Source organism: Flavobacterium sp., from assembly GCF_013822155.1.
In the GTDB taxonomy this organism is placed as follows: Bacteria; Bacteroidota; Bacteroidia; order Flavobacteriales; family Flavobacteriaceae; genus Flavobacterium.
This window is the reverse complement of the sequence record NZ_PNJW01000173.1, coordinates 1-1,410: the sequence shown is the minus strand read 5'-3', so window position 1 is coordinate 1,410 and position 1,410 is coordinate 1. Positions and strand designations below refer to the sequence as shown.

1 protein-coding gene is annotated in these 1,410 nt (G+C 31.4%); it reads left to right on the top strand.

Annotated elements, in window-relative coordinates:
• Positions 1–1,410: hypothetical protein (locus C0512_RS15690; protein ID WP_290863264.1), on the top strand; the 1,410-nt coding region annotated here is incomplete at both ends.

Genomic DNA, 1,410 nt, shown 5'->3' with positions numbered 1-1,410 from the left:
AATTTTTAGCAGTCTGAAAAGTGAGAAAAATGAACATCAAATTCAATCAAACAATTCGTTCAGAATTCTTAAAGTAGCTCAAGCTTTGGATGTTCGTTCAAACAATATTGCAGATGCATTATTCGAAATATCAGGAAGGCAAATCGGAGATAGAGAGCAACTTTTAGGTTATATTAATCCTGAAGAATATTTAATGCTTTGTAAATATTTTGGCAAAAAGATACCAGAAAATATATTGTTAAACAGTTCATTATCTACTCTAGATGAAATACGCTCTATGGCCGAATATCAAGCGCCTGAAATTCATTTCCCAAAAAAGAATTTTTTGTTGCAAGAATGTACGCCAATACGTACTGAAGGATTTAAGGCCAAGGTTTGGGTTGTGTTGCTGGAAAATTTCAGAGACAATACAATGCGAGCAATCGTCTATGACGAAAAGCAAAATAAAGTTTTAGATACTTTATCAGAAGCGTTGGACAAACAAGACGAAATGAAAGCCGAATTGCTTGAAAGTTTGGTAAAAGTCGATGATGAAATTGAATTTACAAGTGAAGAAAAACACCAAGAACAAGTTGAAATAGAACAGGTGTTAATTCATAAGCAAGAAGAAATTGAGGAAGCAATACACAACCAAGACACAACAAAAATAAAAGAAATTGAAAAAGAAGTTGAATCAATCAAAAGGCATTTCAACTCTTTGGAATTTGAGGTTGAGTTAAAAAAATTGTTTGACTCAACTTCAGACACAATTTTAATTCAAAGCCCTTGGGTTCGGGATTTTGCTTTTAAAAACAGAGTTCCGTTTATCAAAGATTATTTGCGTAAGGGTGGTAGAGTTTATATTGCATATTCCGAAAACGAAAGTTTTGGAGGCGAAGATATGGTTCAAGATGAATCAAAGAAATTGCTTGTAGAATTAGACAAGAATTTGAATTTCTATTTTTGTGAATTACCTGCATTTCATTATAAAAACGTGTGGCTGATTAAGCAAGACAATAAGAATAGTTACTATTCAGGTAGCTACAATATTCTCTCATTTTTCGTTCATCAGAATATGAAAAATGTTCGTCAAGAAAAAATGACAAGAATGGATTGGGACAGTGAATTAGAAGAACAATATTTTGATGTTTTCAAAAAATTTGGGTTAAAATACATCAATTCAGCAATAGAAGATTTTAATACACTTTGTAATAAACCACCAATAGAAATTGACAGGAATTATTTGCAAAAACTGCGAACGGTTGATAATAGTAAGTTAAAACCGTTTAAGGGAATTGGAGTTGAAGAATTTGACGGTGCTTTAACTTCACTTGAAAATACTAAAACTGAAAATCTCGATTATTATCGAAAAATATTTTTTGAAAACGAAATTGAACGATTTGAAAAACAAGCAAACGAACTTTCGCAAAA